The sequence below is a fragment of the Klebsiella sp. MS 92-3 genome (genome assembly GCF_000195655.1).
Taxonomy (GTDB): domain Bacteria; phylum Pseudomonadota; class Gammaproteobacteria; order Enterobacterales; family Enterobacteriaceae; genus Klebsiella; species Klebsiella pneumoniae.
This window is the reverse complement of record NZ_GL882715.1, coordinates 55,411-76,525: the sequence shown is the minus strand read 5'-3', so window position 1 is coordinate 76,525 and position 21,115 is coordinate 55,411. Positions and strand designations below refer to the sequence as shown.

Sequence of the window (21,115 nt, the reverse complement as noted above, 5' to 3'; positions counted from 1 at the left end):
GGGGGGGGGGGGGGGGGGGGGGGGGGGGGTAGCGCCCCCCCCCGCTAAAACCCAGAACAGCGCCACCCTCACCATCATTATCGCCTTGTTCACCCTCGTTCCGGCGGTGTGCTACCTGCTGAGCGCGGTGATCGCCAAACGCTACTACACGCTGAAAACGCCGTTCCTGAAAAAAATGATGGCCGAGCTGGCCGAGGGCGCGCGTCGCAACGAACAAGATTTCACCGCCGCCCCGATCGACAAAGAATGGCAAAACTAAGAGGACGTTTTAATGAAAATCAGTGATGGAAACTGGCTCATTCAACCAGGGCTCAACCTGATCCAACCCGTACAGGTTTACGAGGTGGAGCAGCAGGGGAATGAAATGGTGGTCTATGCCGCGCCGCGCGATGTCCGCGAACGCGCCTGGCAGCTGGATACGCCATTGTTCACCCTGCGCTTTTTCTCGCCGCAGGAAGGGATAATCGGCGTGCGCATGGAGCACTTCCAGGGCGCGCTGGATAACGGCCCGCACTATCCACTGAACGTGCAGAAAGACGTCCATGTCGAAATAGAAAATACGGCCGGGTTCGCCGAGCTGAAAAGCGGCAGCCTCAGCGTGCGGGTGACTAAAGGCGAATTCTGGGGGCTGGATTTTCTGCGCGACGGCGTGCGTATCACCGGTAGCCAGCTAAAAAACAACGGCTACGTGCAGGATAGTAAGACCCAGCGCAACTACATGTTTGAGCGCCTCGACCTCGGCGTCGGCGAAACCGTCTACGGCCTCGGCGAGCGCTTTACCGCCCTGGTGCGCAACGGCCAGACGGTAGAAACCTGGAACGAGGACGGCGGCACCAGCACCGAGCAATCCTACAAAAATATCCCGTTCTATCTGACCAACCGCGGCTACGGCGTGCTGGTCAACCATCCGCAGCGCGTCTCCTTCGAGGTGGGCTCGGAGAAAGTCTCTAAAGTCCAGTTCAGCGTTGAAGGCGAATACCTCGAGTACTTCGTCATCGACGGCCCGACGCCGAAAGCGGTGCTTAACCGCTATACGCAGTTCACCGGCCGCCCGGCGCTGCCGCCGGCATGGTCGTTTGGTCTGTGGCTGACGACCTCGTTCACCACCAACTATGACGAAGCGACGGTGAATAGCTTCATCGACGGTATGGCTGAGCGCCATCTGCCGCTGCACGTCTTCCACTTCGACTGCTTCTGGATGAAGGCCTTCCAGTGGTGCGATTTTGAATGGGATCCGCTAACTTTCCCGGACCCGGAAGGGATGATCAAGCGCCTGAAGGCGAAAGGGCTGAAGGTTTGCGTGTGGATCAACCCGTACATCGGCCAGCGCTCGCCGGTGTTCAAGGAGCTGAAAGAGAAGGGCTATCTGCTGAAGCGCCCGGACGGTTCGCTGTGGCAATGGGATAAGTGGCAGCCGGGGCTGGCGATTTATGACTTCACCAATCCGGAAGCCCGCCAGTGGTACGCTGACAAACTAAAAGGCCTGGTGGCGATGGGGGTCGATTGCTTCAAGACCGACTTTGGCGAGCGTATCCCGACCGACGTCCAGTGGTTTGACGGTTCCGATCCGCAGAAAATGCACAACCACTACGCCTTCATCTATAACGAGCTGGTGTGGAAGGTGCTGAAAGAGACCGTCGGCGAGCAGGAGGCGGTGCTGTTCGCCCGCTCCGCCTCGGTGGGCGCGCAGCAGTTCCCGGTGCACTGGGGCGGCGACTGCTACGCCAACTACGAATCGATGGCGGAAAGCCTGCGCGGCGGGCTGTCGATCGGCATGTCCGGCTTCGGTTTCTGGAGTCACGATATCGGCGGTTTCGAAAACACCGCGCCGGCCCACGTCTACAAGCGCTGGTGCGCTTTCGGCCTGCTCTCCAGCCACAGCCGGCTGCACGGCAGCAAATCCTATCGGGTGCCATGGGCCTACGATGACGAGTCCTGCGACGTGGTGCGCCACTTCACGCAGCTGAAATGCCGCATGATGCCGTATCTCTATCGCCAGGCGGCGCTGGCCAACGAGTTCGGCACGCCGATGCTGCGCGCGATGCTGCTCGAGTTCCCGGACGATCCGGCCTGCGACTATCTCGACCGCCAGTATATGCTCGGTGATGCGGTCCTGGTGGCGCCGGTGTTCTCCGAGGCTGGCGACGTGCAGTTTTATCTGCCGGAAGGGCACTGGACGCACCTGTGGCATAACGATGAATTGCCGGGTAGCCGCTGGCATAAGCAGCGTCACGATGCGCTGAGCCTGCCGGTCTACGTTCGCGACAACAGCCTGCTGGCGCTGGGCAACAACGACCAGAAACCCGATTACGCCTGGCATGAAGGCACCGCCTTCCAGCTGTTCCACCTTGAGGATGGACGCGAGGCACGCTGTGACGTTCCGGCGGCAGACGGCTCGACGATCTTCACCCTGAAGGCCAGGCGCCAGGGCAACGCCATCGCTGTGAGCGGCGAAGGCGAGGCCCGCGGCTGGACGCTGTGCCTGCGCAATATCCCGCAGGTCGCGGGCGTGCAGGGCGGTACGCAGACCGGTAGCGAACTGGGCGTGGTGGTGAGCGCCGAGGGCAATACGCTGACGATTACGTTGTAAATAGGTTAACAGCAGCAGCCCTCTTCGCCAGGCGGAGAGGGTTTTTTTATTCCATTTTTGTACAAAAAGTAACATTCATTTCATTGTGGTGACTCAGGCCGCAGACGCGGTTGTCGAACGGTGTTAGCGTATTCTGCCGCTGAGAGGAGCCCGCCATGGACGTAGAAAATATCTTTCGTGACGTGAAGCTAAGCAAAACGGAAATGACCGTGCTGCGCTTTATTCAGAACGACCCGGAGCAGTGTATCCGCCAGGGAGTTCGCGCTGTGGCCGAACAGTGCTACAGCAACCCCTCTTCCCTGGTCCGGCTGGCAAAGAAACTGAAGTTCAGCGGCTGGCTGGAGCTGGTTTACTTTATCAAGTTCAATATCACCATGCCGAAGCTCGATGTCACCAACGATATCGACTACATGAGCGTTCAGCCGGAAGAAGCGCTGACGCCGCTGCTGGCAAGCCTTAAACAGCAGCGCATCCTGATCCACGGCAGCGGCTTTTCACAGCTGATCGCCCAGTATATTTACAACAAGTTCCTCGTCACCGGCGTGAATGCCAGCCTGGCGCTGTGGCCCGATTACGAAATCCTCGAACAGCAAAACGCCGCCTGCTTCGACTCCATCTGGATCATTTCTAAATCCGGGCGCAGCAGCTCGGCGCTCAACTGGGTTAAGGCCCTGGAGGGGAAGGAGATTAATCTGGTCTGCTTTACCGGCGACTACCAAAGCCCGCTGGCGCAGGCCGCGGATACGGCGTTTATTATTCACGACCCGCAGAAGTTCGATGATGATATTTACTGGAGCAACCCGTTTTTCGGCTACTGCATCTTAGGCTTTGAGCGACTATTGAAGATGTGGTTTACCAGTCTACGTAGCAATAGTTAGCCCCCGCTAAGCGCGGTGCGAGCGGGGGAATCCCATCGGCAGCGGATTACCGCCAGGCGGCGAACTGCTCATCGTCGAGATAGGCTTCGACCAGGGTTTTCGCCAGCGAATAGGAACCGATCAGCGGGTGCGCCATCAGCGCCCGCACCGCCAGCGATTTATCCTGCTGCAGGATCGCCGCCACCGCCAGCCGCTCATACTCTTTCACGCAGGCAATCATATTCTTCTGCGCCGTCGGTACCTTCACCGGCGTCACCGGTTTGAGGCCATCCCGGCTCAGGTCGCAGCTGATCTCGATCACGTCGTCCGGGCGCAAAAAGTCGAGCGTGTCGTGATTCTGGATCGACACCACGATCCGCTTGGTGGTGGTGCTGTTCACCGCTTCCAGGATATCCAGCGCCACTCCGGCATAGCCGCCGGTGTCCGGCTCTTCGATAAACTGGCGCAGCGTCAGCGGTTCGCGGGTGTGGAATTTCTCCTGCCGGGATTCGTTCTGCATATAGCTGTTTTCCCGGCGCAGATAATGCTGCATCCAGATGGTGAAGGCGGCCTCCGGTTGCGTTCTGGCATCCACGGTGCGCAGTGCCTCGCGCATCTCCTGATTGATGCGGGCGATCTGCTCTCCGCGCGTCTCGCCGGCCCCCTGAATCGCCTTCAGCGCCTCGTCGCGATAGTAGTAATAATAGAGATATTCATTGAGGAGCTGATTATCGCAAAGCCGTACCAGCTCCGGGGAGAAGTACTGCATCGCCGTCTTCTGGTACAGTTCCGGGCTGGCGATCAGCCGTTCGGTCACCTCTTCCCCACGGACGGTGAAGTGGGTAAACCAGGAGAAATGGTTCAGCCCATAGCATTCCACGCTGAGGTCGCGCTCCTCACAGCCAAGGATCGCCGGCAGTTCACGAATCAGCTCGGAGGGGGCATCGCAGATCCCATAGACCCGGCGCTTAAAGCCGGACTTAATAATCGCTTCCGTCACCAGACCTGACGGGTTGGTAAAGTTAAACAGAATGGCGTCTTCGGCGGCATGTTCTTCGATCAGCCGGCAATAGCGAAGGATCGCCGGGATCGAGCGCATGGCCATCGCGAAACCGCCGGCGCCGGTGGTCTCCTGGCCGAGAGTGTTATGCTCAAGCGCAATACGTTCGTCGCGAATGCGGCTTTCATCGCCGCCAACCCGCAGGGTGGTAATGATATAGTTGGCGTCCTGCAGCGCTACGACCGGGTCGGTGGTGGTACTAAACTGAATATCCGGGCGAATGGTATTAAATACATAGCGGGCAATTTCGCCAAATATCGCCAGATTATCAGCAGAGTTATCGAGAAAAACGACTTCTGTTAAACCAATGCGGTGAGCGTTATAGGCCAGAGATTTCGCTAAAAATGCAGAGCGAACGCCGCCCCCGCCTAATACGGTTAATTTCATAAATACTCCTCATTAATTTTCTGCTAACCAGTTATCAACCCGGGAACGTACCTGTCCCACTTTGACGCCATAAATAACCTGAACTTCATTTCGATTGCGTACGACGCCGTTGGCGCCGGTATTTTTTAATTGCGTGTCATCAACCCGCGCCATATCGCGCACGGCCACGCGCAGGCGAGTAAAACAATTATCGACGGAGAGAATATTCTCCTTGCCCCCGAGGCCGCGGATAATGTCATCGGTGACCGACTGCGGTTGCGCGACTTTCTGGCGGTACTCTGCTTTGCTGTAGAGCTTCACGTTCTCGTCATCTTCCCGGCCCGGCGTTTTCAGGTTCAGCTTCACCACCAGGGTGCGGAAAATCACGTAGTAGACGGCGAACTGGCCGATACCGATAAGGACATAGCCCGGCCAGCGCGTTAAGGAGACCGGCAGCGGCAGGTTATAGATCAGAAACTCGATCAGGCCCGATGCTCCCCAGGGACGTACGGTGAATATGTCGCAAATGGCCTGCGAGGCGGCGGTTAACGTCGCGTGGATCACCCACAGCAGCGGTGAGACAAATAAGAAGGTGAACTCAATCGGCTCGGTGATGCCGGTCAGCATCGAGGTGATAATCGCCGGCAGCAGAATCGCCTTCGCCATCGCTTTCTTCTCCGGTTTCGCGGTGTGGTAGAACGCCAGTGAGGCGCCCGCCAGGCCAAAGATAGTGGTCATCCCTTGCTGCGAAAAACGTAATGCGTCGTTCATGACCGGCGTCAGGTCGGGATGGCGCATATAGGCGAGGAATATGGCCTGGGTGCCGGAGACCACCTGACCATCCACGTTCAGCGTGCCGCCAATCTGGGTGAGCTGGAAGGGGGACCAGACGAAATGGTGCAGGCCGGTGGGGATAAGGAATTTTTCAAAGAAACCATAGACGAAGACCCCGGCGACCCCGGCATTTTTCATAAAACCGGTGAGGGCGGAGATGCCGTGGGTCATAAAGGGCCAAATCCAGGTAAAGGCGATGGCGTAGAAGATAACCACCGGCGTCATCGCCACCAGCGTCAGCTTGGCGCCGCCGTACATCGACAGCGCGCCAGGCAGCTCAATGGCAGAGACTTTATTGTGCACCCACGCAATCGTGCAGCCGAGAATAATGCCCAGGAAAACGCCCATATCCACCACCACAAAGCCCAGCAGCTGGGTTTGCCCGGTGCCATAATATTCACCGTTAATTTTTTCGGCGAGTCCATGGGTGTGTTCCAGCCAGGAGTGGTTGGCGCCAAGAAACATAATAAAGCACATCACTGAAACCAGTGCGACTTCGGTTTTTTTATCTTTTGCCAGGCCATAGCTGATGCCGACGCAAAATAATAAGCCGAGGTTGCCAAATAAAGGCCAAAAGGTGTCGCCGAGCATTTGCCCAAGCTGATGTAAGAAACTGGTTTCAGCAATTAATGTCGGATTAGTTAATACTGAACTGAGGGCCAGAATTAAGCCAATGACCGGCAAGAACAATACGGCGCCGATCATGGCCCGGGAGAATTTTTGCATATTCTCCAGAATACGCTGACGTATTTCAGGCATGATTGATCCTTTTATATTTTTGTAGGTACAGGGAGCGGTTTTTTATCGACTTCCAGTGATTTGGTTATAGCAACTCTGATATTTGAAAGGAACCTGTTGCGCTAAATAGGTACAGATAGCCGCGTATTGCGCACAGGTTTCAGGACTCGCACCCCAACTCTCTCCCTGAAAGGGAGAGAGTAGTCAGAGTGGAGTTTTGCCGGGAAGCAATCCCTCTCCCCATAGAGGAGAGGGAATGGGCATCGCTATGGGGTGACGGGAGCGGGCGCTGGCGCGGCGGGGGCGGGGCTGACCTCGCCGTTGCGCATGATTTGCGCCACCTGCTGTTTCTCCATATTCACGGCGCTGAGCTGCCCGTTGATCGTCGGTTTGAGCGGGGCATCGGCCTGCACGCTGCCGCTGGCGGTCAGCTGGAGATTGCCATCCCCGCTTATAGGTAGCGACGGCCAGCCCCAGGCCTGCAGAATATTCAGCGGCACGCCGCGGCCGCTGAAGCTCAGATTGACCTGGCGCTGCGGCAGCTGGGATACCGCGGCGGTGGCCTGCAAAATGCCGCGCTCGGTGAAGGCGCTAAGCTCAGTGATATTGACCGTCGAGGCTGTGGCGTTCAGTTTGAGTGATGGGCGGCGCACGTCGATCCGGTTGAAAGTCGCCGCCGCGGCGTTCAGCGTCGCGCTGCCGTTCCATACTCCCCAGCTGCCGTTTTTCACCAGCTGTAGCTCGCCGCCATAGCCATCGAGGGCGGTAATTTGCCACGGGAAAGCAGGGTCCACATCGATGATCAGATTGCGGCTGGCGCTGAATTTTTTCAGCGTCAGGCTTTGCAGCCAGGCTGGCAGCGGCGTCATCCACAGCTGTTTCCAGTTCGCCGGCAGCGTGTACTCCAGTCCGGCGAAAGCGGTATCGTCGAGCACCAGGGCGTTCCCGGCGCGCAGCCAGTTGCCGGAGGTGCGCACCATGCCGCCCTCCCAGCGCGAGGAGAACTGGCGCAGCGCAATGCCCTGGGGAGAGAATTCGGCATTGAGGATCGGGTCGAAAAGATGCAGCGAGCCGTAGATAAATTCGCTGGCGTTCATCGACAGCGTGCCGTCCTCGCTCTGCCAGCCGCCGTGGCTAAGGGTCAGGTTGCGCAGGCTCAGGTCGAGGTCGGTTACCGCCCAGTCCGGTCCCTGCAGGCGGGCGTCGGTGATGTCCAGGCGGCCAATCTGCAGAGAGGGGACCGTGGTTAACGGCGCGAAAAACTCTGCCAGCGAGGCGGGGCTCTGCAGTCGAATCTCGTTGAGCTGGAGGTTATCCACCCGCCAGCTGCCATCGGCGCTGCGTTTGGCATTGCCGGTTAAGGTGCCGCGGGCGACATCGGCGCCGAGGGTGGAGAGGGTGACCTCGCCCTGATCAATCTTACCCTGAATCAGAACGTTGCTGGCTTCGACGCCATTGAGCGTCATCGAGCCCGCGCTCATCTGGATCTGCGCCGTTTTCCCCAGCACATTGCCCGCCTCCGGCGTCCATGGGCTGACGCCGCCGGTGACGCGCTGCGCGCTGAGCGCCCAGCCGGTTTCCGGGCTGTTGAAAGCCATATTGCGCAACATCAGCCGGTCGGCAGCGAACGGCAGGTCTGCAGAGTGGGGTGACAGATTCAGAGTGCCGTCGTTAAGGACTATCTCATCCGCATGCAGCGGATCGCTAAACTGGCGGGTGCTGAAGCCAATATCGACCGTTTTTGCCACCAAAGTGGCAGGCTTGCCTTCCCGACCAAAGGTGACGTTTCGCAACTGCACATGAAGGGGGGAGGAGAAATCGTGCTCCATCTCATCGAAGGAGACCTGCCAGCCGGTGCCATTGCTGAGCCAGGCGCTGGCCTGGCGGGCGCCCCAGTGGGTTTGCAGCAGGAACCACGCGCCAATAATGACGAGCAGCAGAGCGACTAGCAGCCAGAGAATCAGCTTTCCAAGAAATTTCATGGTCTTCCATTCTGTGAGATGCACATCACCGTGTTATGCCCGATTTAGGCGCACTTCTCAAGGCAGGCGTGGTTTATTTCCGTGATGGGGCAGGTGGTTGGAGGACGTCCCGGCCGATGCGCGACCGGGAACGCATGAGATCACGCCTTTTCTGGCGGGAAAATTAAATTCAGAACAATCGCCGTGATACCGCCGGCGGCAATCCCGGAGGAAAGCAGGTTTTTCAGCCAGTCCGGGGCGAACTGCAGGATCAGCGGCTGCTGCGACACGCCGAGGCCTACCGCCAGCGACAGAGCGATAATCAGGATCGCCCGACGGTTCAGCGGTTCACGGGAGACGATGCGCACGCCGGACGCGGCGATGGTGCCGAACATCACCAGCGTGGCGCCGCCGAGCACTGGCTCAGGGATATGCTGGACAAAGCCGCTCACCGCCGGGAACAGGCCGAGGACGATCAGCATCAGGGCGACCACAAAGCCGACGTAGCGGCTGGCGACCCCGGTCAGCTGGATCACGCCGTTGTTCTGGCCGAAGCAGGAGTTCGGGAAGGTGTTGAAGACCGCGGAAACGAAGGAGTTCAGGCCGTTAGCCAGCACGCCGCCTTTCAGGCGCTTCATATACAGCGGACCCGAGACCGGCTGTTCGGAGACGTCGGAGGTGGCGGTGATATCGCCGATGGTTTCCAGGGAGGTGATCATAAACACCAGCATCAGGGGCAGCAGCAGACTCCAGTCGATGCCGAGGCCATAATAGAGCGGCGTCGGGACGGTGATGAGGCTGCTGTTGGTCGGGGCGGTGTTGGCTGGCAGCATATCGAGGAACCACGCCGCCAGATAACCGGCAGCCATGGCAATCACTAGCGAGGCGATGCGCAGGTACGGGTTGCGCTGGCGGTTGAGGATAATAATCAGCGCCAGCACGATACCCGCCAGCAGCAGATTTTTCGGCGCACCAAAGGTGTGGTCAGCCATCGCCGCGTAGCCGCCGCCGATGGAGGTCAGTCCGACCTGAATCAGCGACAGGCCGATAATCATCACCACCACGCCGGAAACCAGCGGGGTAATGATACGGCGCGCCAGGTGCAGGATCCGGGAGAGGACCATTTCGGTGCAGCTGGCCAGCATCAGGGTGCCGAAGAGGGCGGCCATCATGGTGGGGACGTCGGCGCCGCCGGTTTTCAAGGCGGTACCGCCCATGATCAGCGGGGCGACAAAGTTGAAGCTGGTGCCCTGGATGGAGAGCAGTCCGGAGCCGACCGGGCCCCAGGCTTTGATCTGAATAATAGAGGCGACGCCGGAGGCGAACAGCGACATGCTGATGATATGTTGGGTATCTTGCGCCGGGAGACCGAGAGCCTGGCAGATTAACAGCGCCGGGGTGATCACCGCGACAAACATCGCCAGCAGGTGCTGGAAGGCGGCGAACAGGGTTTGCGGTAGCGGCGGGCGATCTTCGAGGCGGTAGATTAATTCGCTGGCTGGTTTATGCGCAACCGGTTGCGCATTTTCTGACTCTGCGGTGTTAACGGACATCACAAGCAATCCCAAGGTGGCAAAGCGGGAATTTTATCGGACTGTAGACCAAAAGCAAACGTTTGCCAGCGTTTGCTCATAAAAATTTATACCGTGAATATGCGCAACGAGATAATTAACATTTTGTATGCTAAATCGCATCATTCAGGATACAAAATATCTTTTTCTGTCAATTTTTCCGCCGTTCTGCGTAAAATCCCCCTCTGACTCCTCATGATGAGAAGCTAAAGACACCAGGAATATCGTCGCGTGTGAATGGATCATGCGCCCATAAGGAGCTTTTTATGTTTCATCTCGATACCTTATCGACGCTCGTTGCCGCAACGCTCGTGCTGTTACTCGGCAGAAAACTCGTACAAACCGTTCCCTTCCTTAAGAAATACACTATTCCTGAACCCGTTGCCGGCGGTCTGCTGGTGGCGCTGGCGCTGCTGGCGCTGAAAAAAAGCATGGATATCGAAATTGATTTCGATATGAGTCTGAAAGACCCGCTGATGCTGGCGTTCTTCGCCACCATCGGTCTTAACGCCAACCTCGCCAGCCTGCGGGCCGGCGGCAAGGTGCTGGGCACTTTCCTGATCGTGGTGGTTGGCCTGCTGCTGCTGCAGAACGCCCTCGGTATCGGCATGGCGACGCTGCTGGGGCTGGATCCGCTAATGGGTCTGCTGGCCGGGTCGATTACCTTATCCGGCGGCCACGGCACCGGGGCGGCGTGGAGTAAGCTGTTCGTTGAGCGCTACGGTTTTGCCAACGCCACCGAGGTGGCGATGGCCTGCGCGACTTTCGGCCTGGTGCTGGGCGGCCTGATCGGCGGCCCGGTGGCGCGTTATCTGGTGAAGCACTCTTCCTCACCGGACGGGACACCGGACGATCAGGTGGCGCCAACCGCCTTTGAAAAGCCGGACGTGGGGCGGGTGATCACCTCGCTGGTGCTGATCGAAAGTATCGCCCTGATCGCCATCTGTCTGACGCTGGGCAAGGTGGTTGCGCAACTGCTGGCGGGGAGCGTCTTCGAGCTGCCGACCTTCGTCTGCGTGCTGTTTATCGGCGTGATCCTCAGCAACAGCCTGGCGCTGGCGGGGTTGTATCGGGTGTTCGATCGCGCGGTATCGGTGTTGGGCAACGTCAGCCTGTCGCTGTTCCTCGCCATGGCGCTGATGAGCCTCAAGCTGTGGGAGTTGGCCTCGCTGGCGCTGCCGATGATTATTATCCTGGCGGTGCAGGCGCTGGCGATGGCGCTGTATGCGGTGTTCGTCACCTATCGGATGATGGGCAAAAACTACGATGCCGCGGTGCTGGCAGCCGGGCATTGCGGGTTTGGCCTGGGGGCAACGCCGACGGCGATCGCCAATATGCAGGCGATTACCGACCGTTTCGGGCCATCGCATATGGCCTTCCTGGTAGTGCCGATGGTGGGGGCGTTCTTTATCGATATCGTCAACGCGCTGGTGATTAAGCTGTACCTGCTGCTGCCGATATTTGGCTGATAAAAAACCCGGAGGCGGTGCTGCGCACCTGTCCGGGCTACAAGATCGTGCTGTTTGGGGTTTTGTAGCCCGGCTCAGGCGTTTACGCCGCAAGCCGGGAATAACTTCACAATCTTACGCTTCGTCGTGCTCTTCCCACGCTAACGCGCGTTTCACCGCTTTCTTCCAGCCGCTGTAACGATAGTTACGCTCAGTAGTTTCAATACCCGGGCGGAATTCGCGCTCAATCACCGCTTTCTCCTGCAGTTCATCCAGATTCTGCCAGAAACCGACCGCCAGACCGGCCAGATAGGCCGCGCCCAGCGCCGTCACTTCGCGTACTTCCGGACGCTCGACACGGGTGCCGAGGATATCGGACTGGAACTGCATCAGGAAGTTATTAGCCACCGCGCCGCCGTCTACGCGCAGGGCGTGCAGACGAATGCCGGAGTCAGCCTGCATCGCTTCCAGCACGTCGCGGGTCTGAAAGGCGATGGACTCCAGCGTCGCACGGATAATGTGGTTGGAGTTCACGCCGCGGGTGAGGCCGAAAATCGCGCCGCGGGCATACGGGTCCCAGTACGGTGCGCCAAGACCGGTGAACGCGGGTACCACGTATACGCCGTTGGTATCCTTCACTTTGGTGGCGAAGTACTCGGAGTCGAAGGCATCGCTGATGAGCTTCATCTCGTCGCGCAGCCACTGAATAGACGCGCCGGCCATAAACACCGCCCCTTCCAGAGCGTAGTTCACCTCGCCGCGCGGGCCGCAGGCGATGGTGGTCAGCAGACCGTGGGTGGAGGTGACCGCTTTTTCGCCGGTATTCATCAGCATAAAGCAGCCGGTGCCGTAGGTGTTTTTCGCCATCCCTTCTTTGACGCACAGCTGGCCGAACAGGGCCGCCTGCTGGTCACCGGCGATCCCGGCGATAGGAATACGGGTCCCGCCTTTACCACCGATGTTGGTCTGGCCGTACACTTCGGAAGACTTGCGCACTTCCGGCAGCATGGCGCGCGGAATGTCCAGCGCGTCGAGCATCTTGTCGTCCCAGTCGAGGTCGTGGATGTTGAACAGCATGGTACGCGAGGCGTTGGTGTAGTCGGTGACGTGCACGCGGCCCTGGGTCATCTTCCAGATAAGCCAGGTGTCAACGGTGCCGAACAGCAGCTCGCCGCGCTTCGCACGCTCACGGGAACCTTCGACATGGTCGAGGATCCATTTCACCTTGGTGCCGGAGAAGTACGGGTCCACCACCAGGCCTGTGGCCTTGCGGATATACTCTTCCATCCCGTCACGCTTGAGCTGCTCGCAGATCTCCGCGGTACGGCGGCACTGCCAGACGATAGCGTTGTAGATGGGTTTACCGGTCTCTCGCTCCCACACCACCACGGTCTCACGCTGATTGGTGATGCCGATGGCCGCGATCTGATCGGAGTTGATATCCGCTTTGGCCAGCGCTTCGACCAGCGTCGAGCTTTGGGAAGCCCAGATTTCCATCGGGTCGTGTTCGACCCAGCCTGGCTTAGGATAAATTTGTTCAAATTCTCGCTGGGAGACGCTGACGATATTGGCATCATGATCCATCACAACGGCCCGGGAGCTGGTAGTGCCCTGGTCAAGCGCAACGATATATTTTTTGTCGGTCATAGTCGGTGTCCCGTAGTCAGATTACAGCGAAGCTTTATGTTGAGCGGTGGAAGAGGAGGGGCTCTGTTGCTCTTCCTCCACGCAGGTGTCGCAAGGCAGGTGACGGCCAATCAGCTTACGATAGCTGAATGCGCCCAGCGCCGCGCCGACCACCGGTGCGCACAGCGGCACCAGGAAATAAGGAATATCTTTGCCGCCGGTGAAGGCGACGTCACCCCACCCCGCCAGCCAGGCGAAGGCTTTCGGGCCGATGTCACGCGCCGGGTTCATGGCGAAGCCGGTCAGCGGTCCCATGGAGGCGCCAATCACCGCAATCAGCAGGCCAATCAGCAGAGGGGCCAGCGGGCCGCGCGGTATGCCGTTGCCATCGTCGGTCAGCGCCAGGATGACGCCCATCAGGATAGCGGTAATCACCATCTCTACCGCGAAGGCCTGCACAAAATTGATGTGCGGGTTCGGGTAAGTGGAGAAAATGCCGGCCAGATCGAGGCTTTCCACGCTGCCGCGAATCATATGGTGGGTGGTTTCATAATCGAGGAAAAGATTGTAGTAAAGCCCGTAAACTAATGCCGCAGCGCAAAAGGCGCCAGCGAATTGCGAAATAATAAAAGGAACCACTTTGCGGCCTTCGAAGCAGGCGAACAGCCACAGCGCGATAGTCACCGCTGGGTTAAGGTGCGCACCGGAGACCCCGGCGGTCAGGTAGATCGCCATGGCGACGCCCAGACCCCAGATGATGCTGATTTCCCATTGTCCGAAGCTGGCTCCCGCGACCTTGAGCGCAGCCACGCACCCAACGCCGAAAAAGATCAACAACCCGGTACCGAGGAACTCTGCGATGCACTGGCCTTTTAAGGTTGATGTTTGGCTCATAATCGAATCCTGAAGCGTGGTGATGATTATTGTATGTAGGGTGGTCACAGACGACCATATTGCCATGTAGGCATAGTGTTAATTTATCGTTAACGAGCAAAAACGAGAAATATCGAACTTCAAATGTGTGTGCCTCGTCAAGAAAATGAGCGTTTTCGCGCCATTTGCGCGCATCGAGAGCGCTGCCGGAGCGTTTCACCACGCATTTTGTTAACCATAAAATTAACATTGACCCATGAACTACGAGCGAACTGCGCTGAAAGCACCAGGTAAAGACTGAAAAGTGTTGCAAACCGCAATCTACGCGGCTTGCCGCTGGACAGGGGCGGCGGGGATTCATACAATCGACGATAACACCGCTATGTGCGCTAATTTTCGTTAAGGCGGGACCGCGTATACGAAACACGAGTTTCTATCAACGCCTTGCAAGTTCAGGAGAGGTATGACGATGTCATTAGAAGTGTTTGAGAAATTAGAATCTAAGGTTCAGCAGGCGATTGATACCATCACTCTGTTGCAGATGGAAATCGAAGAGCTGAAAGAAAAGAACAACACCCTGGTGCAGGAAGTTCAGAGCGCGCAGCATGGTCGTGAAGAGCTGGAGCGCGAAAACAGCCAGCTGAAAGAGCAGCAGCAGGGCTGGCAGGAACGTCTGCAGGCGCTGCTGGGTCGCATGGAAGAAGTCTAATCGCTTCGCGCCCTCTCCCGCCCGGGAGGGGGTCATCCTTACTCGCGTCTTTATATCCGCAAGTTATAGCCAATCTTTTTTTATTCTTTAATCATTGAATCGCTTTCTGGCACGCTTAACCCATCACAACATACATAAAGAGAGCGGTGCGATGAATAAGTGGGGCGTAGGGTTAACTCTGTTGCTGGCATCCGCCAGCGTTCTGGCAAAAGACATTCAGCTATTAAACGTATCTTATGATCCAACGCGCGAGCTGTACGAACAGTACAACAAAGCGTTTAGCGCACACTGGAAGCAGGAGACCGGCGACAACGTGGTGATCCGCCAGTCGCATGGTGGCTCTGGCAAACAGGCGACCTCGGTGATTAACGGTATTGAAGCGGATGTGGTCACGCTGGCGCTGGCCTACGATGTCGACGCTATTGCCGAACGCGGCCGCATCGATAAAAACTGGCTGAAACGCCTGCCGGATAACTCTGCGCCGTATACCTCCACCATCGTGTTCCTCGTCCGCAAGGGCAATCCGAAACAGATCCATGACTGGAACGATCTGATCAAACCGGGTGTGTCGGTCATTACCCCGAACCCGAAAAGCTCCGGCGGCGCCCGCTGGAACTACCTGGCGGCCTGGGGCTATGCCCTGCATCAGAATCACGGCGACCAGGCGAAAGCCCAGGAATTCGTCAAGGCGCTGTATAAAAACGTGGAAGTGCTGGACTCCGGCGCGCGCGGTTCGACCAATACCTTCGTAGAACGCGGCATCGGCGACGTACTGATCGCCTGGGAAAACGAAGCGCTGCTGGCGACCAACGAACTGGGCAAAGACAAGTTTGAAATCGTGACCCCAAGTGAGTCGATTCTGGCTGAGCCGACCGTCTCGGTGGTCGACAAAGTGGTGGATAAGAAAGGCACGCGTCAGGTGGCGGAAGCGTACCTGAAGTATCTCTACTCGCCGGAAGGCCAGGAGATTGCGGCGAAGAACTTCTACCGCCCGCGCGATCCGAATGTGGCGAAGAAATATGCTAACGAATTCCCGAAACTGAAGCTGTTTACCATCGATCAGGAGTTCGGCGGCTGGACGAAAGCGCAGAAAGAGCACTTCTCCAACGGCGGCACCTTCGACCAGATTAGCCAGCGTTAATTCTCTTGTCCCTGCTTGCGCTACGCTTAGCAGGGCTACAGTTTTGCGCGGTGCGTAGCCCGGGTAAGGCGTCAGCCGCTACCCGGGATAACGCCCCGTCCACCATCTGTTTTCATTTAGTCATCAAATTACGCTACTCTTCCGCTTCAGGCTTAACAGGGAATGAAAATGAGAAGAGTAAGATACTTTTTGCTGGCGCTGCTGGTGGCGATCCTCGCGGCGCTGGCGGGCGGCTACTACTGGCTGCACTCTGGCAACCCGGACGCATTACGCAAGATTGTCCTGCAGCAGTGCGTTCCCCATCAGCAACAGCAGCAAAACCCGTCGCCGTGCGCGGAAGTGAACCTCAAGGGCGGCTATGTGCTGTTTAAAGACCGTAACGGCCCGCTGCAATATTTGCTGATGCCGACCTACCGCATCAACGGCACCGAAAGCCCGCTGCTGCTGGAACCGTTGACGCCGAACTTTTTCTGGCAGGCCTGGCAGGGGCGTGAAATCATGAGCCAGCGCCACGGCGCGCCGGTTCCTGATAACGCGGTATCGCTGGCGATCAACTCGCGCAGTGGACGTACGCAAAACCATTTCCATATTCATATCTCCTGCCTGCGCCCCGATGTGCGCGCGCAGTTAGATAAGGATGCCGCAGCGATCAGCAGCCGCTGGCTGCCGCTACCGGGCGGGCTTCAGGGCCACGAATACCTGGCGCGCCGGGTGACGGAGGCGGAGCTGGCCCAGCGTAGCCCGTTCCTGATGCTGGCGGAAGAGGTGCCGGAGGCGCGCCAGCATATGGGACGCTTCGCGCTGGCAATGGCGCGACAGAGCGACGGCTCGCTGGTGCTGCTGGCGACGGAGCGTAACCTGCTGACCCTGAACCGGGCTTCAGCGGAAGAAATTCAGGATCATCGCTGCGCCATCCTTAACGCAAACCACTAGTTCTGGCGTTTACCTGTCTTACCTGTCGTCGTATTCTTGCTGAAAAAAACGACAGGAGACAGGCATGTCGCTCTGGCTTACCCACCCGCTGTTCCTTCCTTCATTGATTGTCGGCGTCACCATCGTGCTGTGGGCGACGTCGCTGCTGCCGGAATTTATCACCGCGCTGCTGTTCTTCGCAGCGGCGATGATGGCGAAAATCGCTCCGCCGGAGGTGATCTTCGGCGGCTTTGCCTCTTCGGCGTTCTGGCTGGTGTTCAGCGGCTTTGTGCTCGGCATCGCCATCCGTAAAACCGGACTGGCGGACCGGGCGGCGCAGGCGCTGTCGGCCAGGCTCACCGACTCCTGGCCGCGGATGGTCGCCAGCGTGGTACTCCTGAGCTACGCCCTGGCGTTCGTGATGCCCTCCAACATGGGGCGCATCGCGCTGCTGATGCCGATCGTGGCGGCGATGGCCCGCCGCGCGGGCATTGCCGACGGTAGCCGCGGCTGGTTCGGCCTGGCGCTGGCGGTGGGGTTCGGCACCTTTCAGCTGTCGGCGACGATTTTGCCCGCCAACGTGCCGAATCTGGTGATGAGTGGCGCGGCGGAAGGCTCGTACGGTATCCATCTGAATTATGTTCCCTATTTACTGCTGCATACGCCGGTGCTTGGCTGGCTGAAAGGGGCGGTGCTGGTGGCGCTGATTTGCTGGCTGTTTCCCGGCAAGCCGCATCCACCGCGCGACCTGGCGCCGCTGCCGCCGATGAGCCGCGACGAGAAACGTCTGGCGTGGCTGCTGGCGGTGGTCCTCTCGCTATGGGTGACCGAGAGCTGGCACGGCGTCGGCCCGGCGTGGACCGGCCTGGCGGCGGCTGTGATCACGCTGCTGCCGCGGGTGGGCTTTATCAACGGTGAGGAGTTTGCCAGCGGGGTGAATATGCGCACCTGCATTTACGTCGCCGGGATTCTGGGGCTGGCGATCGCCGTCACCCAAACCGGGATTGGCGGCGCGGTGGGCAATGCGCTGCTGCAGGTGATGCCCCTGGATAAAGACAATCCTTTCACCAGCTTTCTCGCCCTGACCGGGATAACCAGCGCGCTGAACTTTATTATGACCGCCAACGGCGTGCCGGCGCTGTATACCACCTTTGCCCAGAGCTTTGCCGACGCCACCGGCTTCCCGCTGCTAAGCGTGATTATGATTCAGGTGCTGGGCTATTCCACGCCGCTGCTGCCCTATCAGGCGTCGCCGATCGTGGTGGCGATGGGGTTAGGCAAGGTCCCGGCGAGGGCGGGGATGCAACTGTGTCTGGCGCTGGCGGCGGTGAGTTATCTGATTTTACTGCCGCTGGACTACGCCTGGTATCAGCTGTTGGGGAAACTGTAACGGCAAAAGAAAGCCCGGCTTGCGCTGTGCTAGGCCGGGCTCCCACGTTTTGTCAGTCAACCCGGTCGCGTGTCGCCACCGGGAAAAGCGAATTACGCTTTTTTCGCTGCTTCTGCTGCTTTAACGATCACCGCGAAAGCGTCAGCTTTCAGGGAGGCGCCGCCAACCAGCGCGCCGTCGATGTCCGGCTGGGTGAACAGCTCTGCGGCGTTGCCAGCGTTAACGGAACCGCCGTACTGGATGATCACTTGCTCAGCGATTTTGGCGTCAGCTTTAGCAATGTGGTCACGGATGAATTTGTGCACCGCCTGCGCCTGAGCCGGGGTCGCTGATTTGCCGGTACCGATAGCCCATACTGGTTCGTAAGCGATAACCACGCCTTCGAAAGCGGCAGCGCCCTGGGTTTTCAGCACGGCGTCGATCTGACGCGCGCAAACTTCTTCCGTTTTGCCCGCTTCGTTTTCGGCTTCGGTTTCACCGATGCACAGAACCGGGGTCAGACCCTGCTCTTTCAGCACGGCGAATTTCTTCGCGATCAGCTCGTCGGATTCTTTGTGGTAGGTACGACGCTCGGAGTGGCCGATGATGATGTACTGCGCGCCGATATCTTTCAGCATTTCGGCGGAGGTTTCACCGGTGAATGCGCCGGACAGGTTCACGTCAACGTTCTGCGCGCCCAGGTGAATGTGGCTGCCTTCTGCCGCGCGCTTAGCCAGGTCCAGATACATTTCCGGCGGGGCGATGGCAACTGCACAGCCGCTTACGCCAGCCAGCTCGGTACGCAGGTTCGCAACCAGTTCGTTTACCATGTGGCGGCTGCCGTTCAGTTTCCAGTTACCCATCACTAAAGGATGTCGCATTTTAATTCTCCACGCTACTTAAGCGAATTAAGGAATATAGCCGCCCCAGAGGGCAGCATGGTCTGTGAAACAGTATAGAGACTCGTCACTGGAAAGGCTTTGCTTTTTGTCATTTATTGTTACCTTCCAGCGTTTCAGATAGCGCCAGCTTAATCGGTTCAATGGCGAAGGTCAGGCCCTTTTCCCCATGATCTGCCACCACATAGCGCACGGCGCCTTCGGTATCGGCGAAGTAGCGCTTGCCCTTGCCGGCGGCCAGCAGTTTCTGCAGTTTTTGCTGGCTTTGCGCCTGGCTAAAAGTCGGCACGAAGGCGCGGATCATGGCGCTCATATACTCCAGTGCTTTGGTCCTGGCCGCCTTTTGCTCCGGCCCCTGGATCGGCAGCCAGGTGATCTGCATGGATTTGATCTTCAGCGTGCCGCGCTCCAGCGCGGTGGAGGCATAGAGATTTTCGTTAATTTTGCTGGCGGCGCGGGTCAGGTTAGCCCGATCGCGACTGGTGGCGATGGAACGGAATTCGTTCAGAGGCAGCTTTGGGTTATCGGCGTTGAATTTCTCGCGGAACTGACTGATCGACTGGTCAAAGCTCGGCGCGCCGGCGAGCAGGTAGGGCGCTGCCGCGGTCGTCGATTCGCTCTCTGCGGACAACGCGTGCGGGCCGACGGCAAGGCCCATCAGCCCACTTAACCACAAAATTGTCCACTTCTTCATGCCCGTCGTTCCTTTTTTTGCCTGCTGACGATTAAATCGGGAAGCGCGGCGCTTGTCAAAAAGTCACGACGCCAGGGTAAACTACGCAGACGATGATGATAAGGAAAAACGCATGACCCTACAGCAGTGGTTATTCTCAATTAAAGGGCGCATTGGCCGCCGCGATTTCTGGATCTGGATTGCCATCTGGCTGGTGACCATGAGCGCCCTGTTTACCCTGGCAGGCAGCAATCTGCTCAACCTGCAGACGGCGGCGTTTATTATCGTCTGCCTGCTGTGGCCGACGGCGGCGGTGGTGGTCAAGCGGCTGCACGATCGCGGCAAATCCGGGCTGTGGGCGCTGCTGATGGTTCTGGCGTGGATGCTGCTGGCGGGGAACTGGTCGATGTTGCCGCAGGTCTGGCAGTGGGGCGTCGGGCGCTTTGTGCCGACGCTGATTATCGTCATGATGCTGATCGACCTGGGGGCGTTTGTCGGCACCCAGGGCGAGAATAAGTTCGGCAAGGAGACCCAGGACGTGCGCTGGAAAGCGGACGCCTGATTACCAGTAGTGCTCCGCCGTCATATGGCCCGGCCGGCGACGCAGATGTTTGGTCATCTGCCGGGTCTCTTTTAACAGCTGTTGGGTATCGCGCACCATTTGCGGGTTGCCGCACAGCATCACATGGCTGGTGTCAGTGGTCATCGGTAGGCCGACGGCCTCTTCCAGCGCGCCGGTTTCAATCAGAAACGGCACCCGGCCGGTCAGCGAGCCTTCCACGGTTTCGCGGCTGACCACCGTCTGAATACGGAGTTTGCCGGCATAGCGCTGCTCCAGTTCGCGCATTAGCGGCAGATAGCTCAGGTCCGCGGCGTAGCGGACGGCGTGGACCAGCACCAGGTTGTTAAAGCGCTCAAGGTCCTTGCCTTCCTGCAAAATTGACAGGTACGGCCCCAGCGCAGTGCCGGTCGCCAGCATCCACAGGGTATCGCAATCCGGTACTTCCTCGAGGACGAAGAAACCTGCCGCTTCACTCACCACCAGGACTTCATCGCCCGGCTTCAGCGCCGCCAGACGCGGGCTCAGCTTGCCTTCCGGGACGGTGACCAAATAGAACTCGAGGTCGGGATTGCCGGGGGCGTTGACGTAGGAGTAGGCGCGCTGCACGCGTTCGCCGTCGATTTCCAGCCCGAGCTTGGTAAATTGCCCGGCGGTAAACGGATGAACAGGCGCCCGCACGTATAAACTGAACAAGGCGTCCGTCCAGTACTCCACTTTTGTCACTTTGCCGCTAACCCAGTCCGCCATCGTCTTCTCCTGTTGCCAAGCGATGCCTTATCTTCGGTCCAGACGAGCCAGATTTCCACCCCGAAGGCGCAAGAAAGCTCTATTGATCAAATATAAACGAAGAACAGGGGGACCCCCCCCGCCCCGGGGGGGGGGGGGGTGAAGGAGGGGGGGGAGGGCGGCTGGCGGGGGCTGCCTAT

General features: G+C 58.6%; 17 protein-coding genes and 1 pseudogene. 9 read left to right on the top strand and 9 right to left on the bottom strand.

The annotated features are described in order from the left end of the window. From HMPREF9538_RS31305 to HMPREF9538_RS25370, 3 genes and pseudogenes are all read left to right on the top strand, one after another. Positions 1 to 259: pseudogene (locus tag HMPREF9538_RS31305) on the top strand (glycoside-pentoside-hexuronide family transporter); the annotation flags it as partial. A 12-nt stretch (positions 260 to 271) separates the two neighbouring features. Further along, a complete protein-coding gene (gene yicI, locus HMPREF9538_RS25365; RefSeq protein ID WP_009483936.1) occupies positions 272 to 2,590 on the top strand; it encodes an alpha-xylosidase in 2,319 nt (772 codons plus the stop codon). Between the two features lie 155 nt (positions 2,591 to 2,745). Further along, positions 2,746 to 3,468 (top strand): MurR/RpiR family transcriptional regulator, encoded by a 723-nt coding sequence (locus HMPREF9538_RS25370; RefSeq protein WP_009483935.1) that lies wholly within the window; start codon positions 2,746 to 2,748, stop codon positions 3,466 to 3,468. 46 nt (positions 3,469 to 3,514) lie between these two features. On the opposite strand, the gene HMPREF9538_RS25375 is transcribed toward HMPREF9538_RS25370, so the two are convergent. The 4 genes from HMPREF9538_RS25375 to HMPREF9538_RS25390 form a co-directional block, all read right to left on the bottom strand. After that, on the bottom strand, positions 3,515 to 4,894 hold the full coding sequence (locus tag HMPREF9538_RS25375) for a glycoside hydrolase (RefSeq protein WP_009483934.1): 1,380 nt from the start codon (positions 4,892 to 4,894) through the stop codon (positions 3,515 to 3,517). A gap of 12 nt (positions 4,895 to 4,906) precedes the next feature. After that, a complete protein-coding gene (locus HMPREF9538_RS25380; protein WP_002922953.1) occupies positions 4,907 to 6,466 on the bottom strand; it encodes a PTS transporter subunit EIIC in 1,560 nt (519 codons plus the stop codon). 245 nt (positions 6,467 to 6,711) lie between these two features. Next, entirely contained in the window at positions 6,712 to 8,427 is a 1,716-nt protein-coding gene (locus HMPREF9538_RS25385; protein ID WP_004186173.1) for an AsmA family protein, read from the bottom strand. Positions 8,428 to 8,567: 140 nt separating this feature from the next. Next, positions 8,568 to 9,959, bottom strand: coding sequence for a nucleobase:cation symporter-2 family protein (locus HMPREF9538_RS25390; protein ID WP_002922950.1), 1,392 nt, complete (start codon positions 9,957 to 9,959; stop codon positions 8,568 to 8,570). A 284-nt stretch (positions 9,960 to 10,243) separates the two neighbouring features. Between HMPREF9538_RS25390 and gltS the strand changes: the two genes are divergently transcribed. After that, the gene (gene gltS / locus HMPREF9538_RS25400) at positions 10,244 to 11,446 is read left to right on the top strand and encodes a sodium/glutamate symporter (protein ID WP_004173891.1); all 1,203 of its coding nucleotides are present in this window, start codon (positions 10,244 to 10,246) and stop codon (positions 11,444 to 11,446) included. Positions 11,447 to 11,560: 114 nt separating this feature from the next. Here gltS and glpK read toward each other — a convergent pair whose 3' ends face one another. Together glpK and HMPREF9538_RS25410 are read right to left on the bottom strand one after the other, a co-directional pair. Beyond that, on the bottom strand, positions 11,561 to 13,072 hold the full coding sequence (gene glpK, locus HMPREF9538_RS25405) for a glycerol kinase GlpK (protein ID WP_002922944.1): 1,512 nt from the start codon (positions 13,070 to 13,072) through the stop codon (positions 11,561 to 11,563). A gap of 21 nt (positions 13,073 to 13,093) precedes the next feature. Then, positions 13,094 to 13,945 carry an MIP/aquaporin family protein gene (locus tag HMPREF9538_RS25410; RefSeq protein ID WP_002922941.1) on the bottom strand — a complete coding sequence of 284 codons (852 nt, stop codon included), beginning with the start codon at positions 13,943 to 13,945 and terminating at the stop codon, positions 13,094 to 13,096. Between the two features lie 442 nt (positions 13,946 to 14,387). On the opposite strand from HMPREF9538_RS25410, the gene zapB reads away from it, so the two are divergent. The 4 genes from zapB to HMPREF9538_RS25430 all read left to right on the top strand — a co-directional run bounded on the left by zapB (position 14,388) and on the right by HMPREF9538_RS25430 (position 18,076). Beyond that, positions 14,388 to 14,633 (top strand): septal ring assembly protein ZapB, encoded by a 246-nt coding sequence (gene zapB, locus HMPREF9538_RS25415; protein WP_004150222.1) that lies wholly within the window; start codon positions 14,388 to 14,390, stop codon positions 14,631 to 14,633. Positions 14,634 to 14,784: 151 nt separating this feature from the next. Then, entirely contained in the window at positions 14,785 to 15,774 is a 990-nt protein-coding gene (locus HMPREF9538_RS25420) for a sulfate ABC transporter substrate-binding protein (protein ID WP_002922936.1), read from the top strand. A 162-nt stretch (positions 15,775 to 15,936) separates the two neighbouring features. Next, positions 15,937 to 16,707, top strand: a complete 771-nt coding sequence (locus HMPREF9538_RS25425) for a CDP-diacylglycerol diphosphatase (RefSeq protein ID WP_009483933.1) — start codon at positions 15,937 to 15,939, stop codon at positions 16,705 to 16,707. A 64-nt stretch (positions 16,708 to 16,771) separates the two neighbouring features. Beyond that, a complete protein-coding gene (locus HMPREF9538_RS25430) occupies positions 16,772 to 18,076 on the top strand; it encodes an SLC13 family permease (RefSeq protein WP_004151505.1) in 1,305 nt (434 codons plus the stop codon). 92 nt (positions 18,077 to 18,168) lie between these two features. On the opposite strand, the gene tpiA is transcribed toward HMPREF9538_RS25430, so the two are convergent. Both tpiA and HMPREF9538_RS25440 read right to left on the bottom strand, forming a co-directional pair. Next, complete coding sequence (gene tpiA / locus HMPREF9538_RS25435; protein ID WP_002922909.1) at positions 18,169 to 18,936, bottom strand: triose-phosphate isomerase; 768 nt, start codon at positions 18,934 to 18,936, stop codon at positions 18,169 to 18,171. Positions 18,937 to 19,045: 109 nt separating this feature from the next. After that, positions 19,046 to 19,648: a YiiQ family protein gene (locus HMPREF9538_RS25440; RefSeq protein ID WP_002922908.1), complete on the bottom strand. Its 603-nt coding sequence runs from the start codon at positions 19,646 to 19,648 to the stop codon at positions 19,046 to 19,048. Between the two features lie 112 nt (positions 19,649 to 19,760). Here HMPREF9538_RS25440 and HMPREF9538_RS25445 point away from each other — a divergent pair, with 112 nt between their 5' ends. Further along, positions 19,761 to 20,189, top strand: coding sequence for a DUF805 domain-containing protein (locus HMPREF9538_RS25445; RefSeq protein WP_004901418.1), 429 nt, complete (start codon positions 19,761 to 19,763; stop codon positions 20,187 to 20,189). Here HMPREF9538_RS25445 and fpr read toward each other — a convergent pair whose 3' ends face one another. Next, on the bottom strand, positions 20,190 to 20,936 hold the full coding sequence (gene fpr, locus HMPREF9538_RS25450; protein ID WP_004173895.1) for a ferredoxin--NADP(+) reductase: 747 nt from the start codon (positions 20,934 to 20,936) through the stop codon (positions 20,190 to 20,192). It lies immediately after the preceding gene. Positions 20,937 to 21,115 lie beyond the last annotated feature (179 nt).

What these genes read in the sequence shown, in the direction of transcription:
- HMPREF9538_RS25430 (WP_004151505.1), top strand. Translation starts at nt 16,772, where the DNA reads ATGTCGCTCTGGCTTACCCACCCGCTGTTCCTTCCTTCATTGATTGTC.
- HMPREF9538_RS25440 (WP_002922908.1), bottom strand. Translation starts at nt 19,648, where the DNA reads ATGAAGAAGTGGACAATTTTGTGGTTAAGTGGGCTGATGGGCCTTGCC.
- yicI (WP_009483936.1), top strand. Translation starts at nt 272, where the DNA reads ATGAAAATCAGTGATGGAAACTGGCTCATTCAACCAGGGCTCAACCTG.
- glpK (WP_002922944.1), bottom strand. Translation starts at nt 13,072, where the DNA reads ATGACCGACAAAAAATATATCGTTGCGCTTGACCAGGGCACTACCAGC.
- HMPREF9538_RS25380 (WP_002922953.1), bottom strand. Translation starts at nt 6,466, where the DNA reads ATGCCTGAAATACGTCAGCGTATTCTGGAGAATATGCAAAAATTCTCC.
- HMPREF9538_RS25420 (WP_002922936.1), top strand. Translation starts at nt 14,785, where the DNA reads ATGAATAAGTGGGGCGTAGGGTTAACTCTGTTGCTGGCATCCGCCAGC.
- HMPREF9538_RS25410 (WP_002922941.1), bottom strand. Translation starts at nt 13,945, where the DNA reads ATGAGCCAAACATCAACCTTAAAAGGCCAGTGCATCGCAGAGTTCCTC.
- zapB (WP_004150222.1), top strand. Translation starts at nt 14,388, where the DNA reads ATGACGATGTCATTAGAAGTGTTTGAGAAATTAGAATCTAAGGTTCAG.
- HMPREF9538_RS25445 (WP_004901418.1), top strand. Translation starts at nt 19,761, where the DNA reads ATGACCCTACAGCAGTGGTTATTCTCAATTAAAGGGCGCATTGGCCGC.
- HMPREF9538_RS25370 (WP_009483935.1), top strand. Translation starts at nt 2,746, where the DNA reads ATGGACGTAGAAAATATCTTTCGTGACGTGAAGCTAAGCAAAACGGAA.
- HMPREF9538_RS25375 (WP_009483934.1), bottom strand. Translation starts at nt 4,894, where the DNA reads ATGAAATTAACCGTATTAGGCGGGGGCGGCGTTCGCTCTGCATTTTTA.
- fpr (WP_004173895.1), bottom strand. Translation starts at nt 20,936, where the DNA reads ATGGCGGACTGGGTTAGCGGCAAAGTGACAAAAGTGGAGTACTGGACG.
- HMPREF9538_RS25385 (WP_004186173.1), bottom strand. Translation starts at nt 8,427, where the DNA reads ATGAAATTTCTTGGAAAGCTGATTCTCTGGCTGCTAGTCGCTCTGCTG.
- tpiA (WP_002922909.1), bottom strand. Translation starts at nt 18,936, where the DNA reads ATGCGACATCCTTTAGTGATGGGTAACTGGAAACTGAACGGCAGCCGC.
- gltS (WP_004173891.1), top strand. Translation starts at nt 10,244, where the DNA reads ATGTTTCATCTCGATACCTTATCGACGCTCGTTGCCGCAACGCTCGTG.
- HMPREF9538_RS25390 (WP_002922950.1), bottom strand. Translation starts at nt 9,959, where the DNA reads ATGTCCGTTAACACCGCAGAGTCAGAAAATGCGCAACCGGTTGCGCAT.
- HMPREF9538_RS25425 (WP_009483933.1), top strand. Translation starts at nt 15,937, where the DNA reads ATGAAAATGAGAAGAGTAAGATACTTTTTGCTGGCGCTGCTGGTGGCG.